Origin of the sequence: Candidatus Methanodesulfokora washburnensis (assembly GCF_003947435.1) — an archaeon.
Taxonomy (GTDB): Archaea; Korarchaeota; Korarchaeia; order Korarchaeales; family Korarchaeaceae; genus Methanodesulfokora; species Methanodesulfokora washburnensis.
On record NZ_RCOS01000042.1, the window covers coordinates 1 to 6,222 of the forward strand.

Sequence of the window (6,222 nt, forward strand, 5' to 3'; positions counted from 1 at the left end):
CCCCCTTTGACTCGAAAGGCGCTTCAAGAGCTCACATAGTTTAGCCTCGCCTCTTCTTTTACTCCGCCCACCATAACTGAAAAGGAGAAATCCGCCGCTGCAGCATCCTTACAATGTTATAGCAGGAACTCCGTTATGGGATCCCTGAAAGGCGTTTAATATTACGAACTTTCTCGGGCATTTTGATATCTTGGAAGAGGATCTAGATATAATTTATCCAAATACATTTATTTAAGCATAAGTTTAAATTTTTCCCGTTTTCGTTTAGCTGGGATTATTATGTCCTTTGAGCCTTATAAATCTGCAAAAGTTGTCCTTATTAGGTCTTTGAGTGATCTCCACCCGGGTACTGGCAGGGGAGGGGAGGTAGTAGATCTAGCAGTCCAGAGGGATGGAGTTGGTTTTCCCGTTATATACGGATCGAGCATAAAGGGATCAATGAAGACAGCTCTTTATCACAGAAACAAGAGTTTGACCAGTCTTCTTGGCCCAGAGCCGGAAAGCGGTGAGAAGTACTCATCGCCAGTAGCTGTGATGACAGCTTACATCCTCTCATTCCCCGTCAGGAGCCTGAAGGGGATATGCACGAATGTCACATCACCCTTCCTCCTGAGAAGGTTTGCCGGCTACCTGCACATGGCATCCGTTCTGAATGCAAGGTATGGTGAGATGGAGAGAGATGTCAGGGGGATAGCTGAGATATCGGGGAGGTTCCCAGCGACAACAGGCTTCAAAAATAAGCATGTGGTTGAGGGGCTTGAAAAAGCCTCTTTGTGCGAGGAGGTCTTTATTGACAGGGATTTAATAGAGGAAAGAAGTGAGATGGACAAGTTGAGGGATTTATTGGGCTTGGATAAATCAGAAAGCCTCATATCAATCGATGATGATAGGGCAAAGAGCCTTGTGGAGAGATCCTTGATGAGAGTTACTAGGATAAGGATAGAGAGGGATAGAAAGACAGTGGCTGAAGGAGGACTCTGGACAGAGGAGGCCGTTCCATCAGGGACAATATTTGCGACAGTATTTCTTGGATATGGCAAGGAAAAATGCATGGAGGTTCTGAAAAAATCCATAAAGGAAATCGGGGAATTGGAGAGGCATCTGGAGAACAAGGAGCTGATAGATGCGGTGCTGGAGGGAGCGAAATATCTGATAATGGGGGGAGATGAGACTGTTGGAAGGGGGATCGTGGAGCTGAGGAAACTGGGGGAGGTGAAACAATGAAAGAGAAGGAGGGCGCAGTAAGCCCGGAGGAAAGAGCTGTAAACGACTTCACTGAGCTCGTATACAGGCTTTATCAAGAGGGGAACATGACAGAGTTTGGAAAATCATTTAGATCAAGATCTAGGGAGATCCCGTCCTTTTTGTACGAAGTTGGGTCTATACCGGCACTTAGCTTTATATATGCAAAGACAGAGGATGCAGACAAGGGAATTTACAAGCTTTTCCTCAACTACACAAAGAAAAGGGCTATTGAGGGGATGGGGAAGCTCAACTCAAAAGAAGGTGGGTATGCAGCTTACCTCTATCTTCTCCTACTGGAGACCAGTAGGCTAGTTCCTGACAGAAAAATTGATCCGGAGAGTCCCCTCTCGTGCATAAATTCGCTCGTTGGATCGGAGATCTTGGCGATCCTCCCATCCCTCTTAATGCCCTATCTTCTCGAGATAAAGAGGCTGGCTGAGGCACTTCTCCCATCCGAGAGGTGAATAAATGAGCCCATCCTCCGTTGAGGAGTTCCTCCTCCTCAAAACAGCTGCTCTCTTTCACGATCCACCTGATAAGGCTTGGTGTTTGAGAAGGAACGAGAACCATGAGAAGTGGGCGAAGGAACTTGCTCAGGAAGCCTTAAAAGGCACTCTCCTGGAGAAGGCAGTTGACATGCTCTCTGATAGGAGGGTTAGAGATGCAGACAGGCTTGCAGCCTCGGTTGACAGGATCCTTCTGGGTAAACTTATAGGGGATAAGGCAGGTGCCCTGCCGGAGAGATCCATAAAGCTGAGAAATCCACTTTATCCCTCGATAGAGCTGGATCTTAGCCAAATTGATGTGCAAAAGGATAAAGTAATAGAGGTGATGAAGGAGATAAATGGGATCCTCAAGAAAGCAGAAAACTTAAAAGAAGCATATTTTGCCCTATATGGTTTATATGAGCTTGTTTGGATGCACAAAGGGCTTCCATCCGGCCCAGCTGACACAAGAATACCGACTCACTCGATTTTTGACCACCTCTATGCGACAGCAGCGGCCTTAAACTGGACCTATACGGGAGATGGCTTGCTCCTCCACATCGATGCAAGAGGGGTGCAGGATTTCATAGCCCAATCTAGGAAGCTGAGGGATCTCTGGGCATCCAGCTACATGGTCTCAGCCCTCATCTGGAGCACCTCGCTTGACTTCATCAAGAATTATGGGCCGGATGTCGTGCTGATGCCCACTTGCAGGTTCAACCCCTTCTTCTACTGTTATTTGGTCAACAAAGTGCCTGAGATAGGGGGCTTTTTGAGGAAAATTGTGAAGGAAATAAGGGGAATGGAGGAGATAGTGCCCGAGGAGGAATGGCCATTCCCAAGGTTTGCGATAATTCCGGGCTCCGCAACGCTCATCCTTCCATTTGAGGCCTTTGGTCAGGATCCCAAGAAATTTGTTGAGGAGAAGTTCAGGGAAAAATGGAGAAAGTTCTGCAATGGAATATTGAAGCTACCTGATATGAAATCCCTGATAAAAACGCTTGAGGAGGAGAGAGAATACGGGTTTGTTGATGTCCCACCTCTCTCGATAAGAGTTTCCTCATCCCATGTAAATGTTTCTAAGGAAAATAATCCATACTTAAAAGCATTTGAGGAGATAGATGAGGAAAGGAGGAAAAAGCTGCTGAAAGTAGATCCGGCCTGCATGCTCCCTCTTACTAGGATCACAAAGGAGATATTCGATGGAAGGAGAAGCCCCTTAGCAGAAAGCAAAAGAGGATTTGAGTACTGCACTATGTGCGGGAGACTTCCGGCAATAATATCGATGCCAAGAAGGAAGGAATATGAGGAGAAAATAAAAGAAATGGGAATTCCGAGAACTGTCCTTGGGGAGGGGGAGAAGCTCTGTCCATACTGTCTGATAAAGAGGATCTTCTCCTTCAGGCCTGGTCTAGCATTATCCGAAATTCTGGAATATGGAAAAGATGTAGGCTTGGGAGCGTACCCATCCTTGGCTGACATGGCAACTTTCGACCTCAAAAGCAGCTTCTTGGCAGAGCTGGATGCACTAAATAAGTTGTGGAAGGAAAACACCAGAGTTAAAAAACTAATAGAGGAGGTTCTGGAGCCTGTAAAGGAGGAATTAAAAGTTCTACAGTGGGAGTACCAGAAGAGAAAGCGTAAGGAGATCCTTGAATCCAACATAGATTCTGATCTGAAGATGCGCCTTCTGAACTTCCTATTGGCAGAATCTGAGGATATTGTGCTGGAGAGGGAGAAAAGAGGGCGCTGGAATGAGCTGAGGAGGATTCTGAGGGAGAACAATGTCATGATCAATCCTATAAACACCTATTATGCGCTGATAAAAGCAGATGGGGACAGCATGGGGGAGATACTTGGGGGTTATATCTGTGGTCATGTCTGTGAAGAAGAATCTGAGGAATGTAAAAAGGAATTAGAAAAATGTATAAAAGATTATATTTCCAATTTATTTGAAGGAGAGTCGAAGGGGATTGTATCGAAAATCCTGAGCGGTGATATAGACTCAGCGAGAGAAGACGCAAAAAAGAAAGAGCTTGATGAGAAAAACATAGATGAGCTCAGCAGGATCATAAATGAAATTATATCGAAAAAGAGAATACCGGTGAGCATATCCTACCATGTCTCGATCTCCAGAGCTCTGATGATAGCGGCTCTTAAGGATATAGAATATGTTAAGGAAAGCAAAGGAGTTGTCATATACGCAGGAGGGGATGATCTCCTCTCAGTAGCTCCTGTTAGCTCTGCAATCAAGATAGTTGATGATACTAGGCTTGCATACGGCGGATTTGTGAGAGAATTCTATGGATACAGGGCTGAGAGGTTTTACAGATTCAATAGATACTACATACCGTCGATGGGAAATGCTGGAAGGAGCTACTCCTTGTACATCGCGCACTACAGATATCCCCTGTATGAGGTGATGAAGGACTCAGCCTTTAGGCTTGATGAGATAGCAAAGGAGTCCAAGTGGGTAGATGGAGGGAGAGGAAGGAAGGACTCGCTTGTCATAACATATTCCCCAAGAGGATCTCCAGAGAGCTCAGTTATTCCCCTCTCGATATGGAAACCTGAGTTCACCTTTACCGACCTCACTCTATTTCTCAGGGATACTGTGGATATGATTTTGTTCAAGAAGAAGATATCGCCAGCACTGCTCTATGAGGCATCAGGAGGAGATCTAATGTGGACAGCAAGGAGGTTGTGGGAGAAGATGGAGGAGAGAAACTGGAAAGATCCAGATCTCTTCGAGGAATCGATAAGATACCTGATAGGGAGACATCTGCTGACAAAAGAGGAGGATCCTCTGAACAAGATCATGAAGACGATAAGGGAGAACAAAAGCCTCAAGAGGAGAAGCAAGGAAGATGGGGAAACACCCCTATTTACAGAGCTTTTCAAGTCATGTAGGCTTTTGTACAGCGGTTTGAGGGGTGATTAAATGTATAGGGCTGTGTTCAGGGTTCTTGAGCCGTATCTTTTCAGGGGTCCGGGGGAGTTTGATCCGAGCACCAGAGGGGTCTATTCCTCGGCATCCTCTTTTCTTGTGCCAAGTCCCTCCACAGTAGCAGGAGCTCTTGCGACAACATTTGGGTATGTTGAGACAGGGTTCATGGAGTGGGATGAGGCGTATTCAGCAGTTCTTGGGGCCAAGATAAGAGGGCCATATCTGAGGAGGGGGTTGCTCTATGTTGAGAACAGGATAAATGAGAACAGGATAAATGAGAAATTTATAAGGCTCGATGATGTTCAGAAGTACTGCTATCTCGTAAAGGAGCAGGTTTGCGGGGGAGGAAAAGATATAAAGAAGATGGAGGAGATTTCACGCTCAGGATTCTCCCCGAGAAAACTGATGATAACCGGGATAGGGCTTATGACAAGGGCTGACATGAGGAAGATAGCTGATGAGGAGAAAGGGCTTATTTACACGGCCAGCTTTATTGATTATTTTTCTGATACAAAGATTTCTAATATAACAATTGAGTTTGACATAATATCGGGGAAGATGAGGACTGGAAGCTATGCGGTAAGATTAGGAGGGGAGGGAAGGGCATCCCTTCTCGAGATATCCGAATCCGAGGGTTACATATGCAGAATACCGGAGAGGGCAGATCTCCTCTATGTGCTATCTCCAGTCCTTTATGAGACAGGAGCAGAATTTATTGGACAGCTTAAGGCTGAGCTGGGGAAAATGGGCGATGTTGGAAGTGTGGAGGTTTTCGGAAAGATAGATCTCTTAGGAGCGGGATACAGCGAGGTTAAACGGAGGAGGAAGCCGATCTATCAAGCTCTCCTTCCTGGAAGTGTAATAATTTTGGAGAAAAGTGTTGATGGAAGCAGAATATATGAGGAGGGTATTGGTGTGGGAAAGGAGTTAGGTTTCGGTTCTGTAATCCCTGTTGGAGGTGATGAAAGTGGAAACAGTAGTTTTAAGGCTTAAAGGTGAAAGCCGGCTTTATCTCGGCAGTTACGATACTCAATTTCATGAAGAGGATCCATTTAGAGCACAATCCCTCAAGGGGCTCTGGAGATACTGGTTGAGGGCCTACATCGCCGGTGCCATGTATGATGCCGGAATTCTGAAGTGCGAGAGAAGGGGAGAATATGTGTGCAAATCGGATCTTGAGAAAGTAGTGGAGAAAACAGGATATCTGTTTGGCAGCCTCGAATCTGCCTCAAAGTTCAGGATAGTGGTGAGCAAGGCCTCTGCAAGGCGAAGAGAGGATGGATTTAGGGCACAGAGAGCGAGGCTTCTCTCGCTTGGGAGGAGAAGGATAAGTTATGGTGAGGGTGCTTATGCTGAGATAAAAATAGAGAAATCACCTCATGTTGAAAAACTCGGTGAAGATGAGGTAAAACTTGCAATAGGATCCCTTCTCACAGCGCTCTCCCTAAACGGGCTGGGAAAGGGGGGAAGGAGAGGCCTAGGAACGTTTTCAGTTGAGGTGGATGGATTTGAGGGAAGATTTCTTAAAAATAAAAGAATTGATTA

General features: G+C 45.8%; 5 protein-coding genes. All 5 read left to right on the plus strand.

The annotated features are described in order from the left end of the window. Positions 1–279 precede the first annotated feature (279 nt). Positions 280–1,224: a type III-B CRISPR module RAMP protein Cmr4 gene (gene cmr4 / locus D6D85_RS02845; RefSeq protein WP_125670568.1), complete on the plus strand. Its 945-nt coding sequence runs from the start codon at positions 280–282 to the stop codon at positions 1,222–1,224. Continuing rightward, complete coding sequence (gene cmr5, locus D6D85_RS02850; RefSeq protein ID WP_125670569.1) at positions 1,221–1,709, plus strand: type III-B CRISPR module-associated protein Cmr5; 489 nt, start codon at positions 1,221–1,223, stop codon at positions 1,707–1,709. Before cmr4 ends, cmr5 begins: the two co-directional genes overlap by 4 nt. A 4-nt stretch (positions 1,710–1,713) precedes the next feature. Next, positions 1,714–4,671, plus strand: coding sequence for a type III-B CRISPR-associated protein Cas10/Cmr2 (gene cas10, locus D6D85_RS02855; RefSeq protein ID WP_125670570.1), 2,958 nt, complete (start codon positions 1,714–1,716; stop codon positions 4,669–4,671). Beyond that, on the plus strand, positions 4,672–5,670 hold the full coding sequence (locus D6D85_RS02860; protein WP_125670571.1) for a hypothetical protein: 999 nt from the start codon (positions 4,672–4,674) through the stop codon (positions 5,668–5,670). After that, positions 5,645–6,222: type III-B CRISPR module RAMP protein Cmr1 (cmr1, locus tag D6D85_RS02865; protein ID WP_161969650.1), on the plus strand; the 578-nt coding region annotated here is incomplete at its 3' end. The genes D6D85_RS02860 and cmr1, both read left to right, overlap by 26 nt.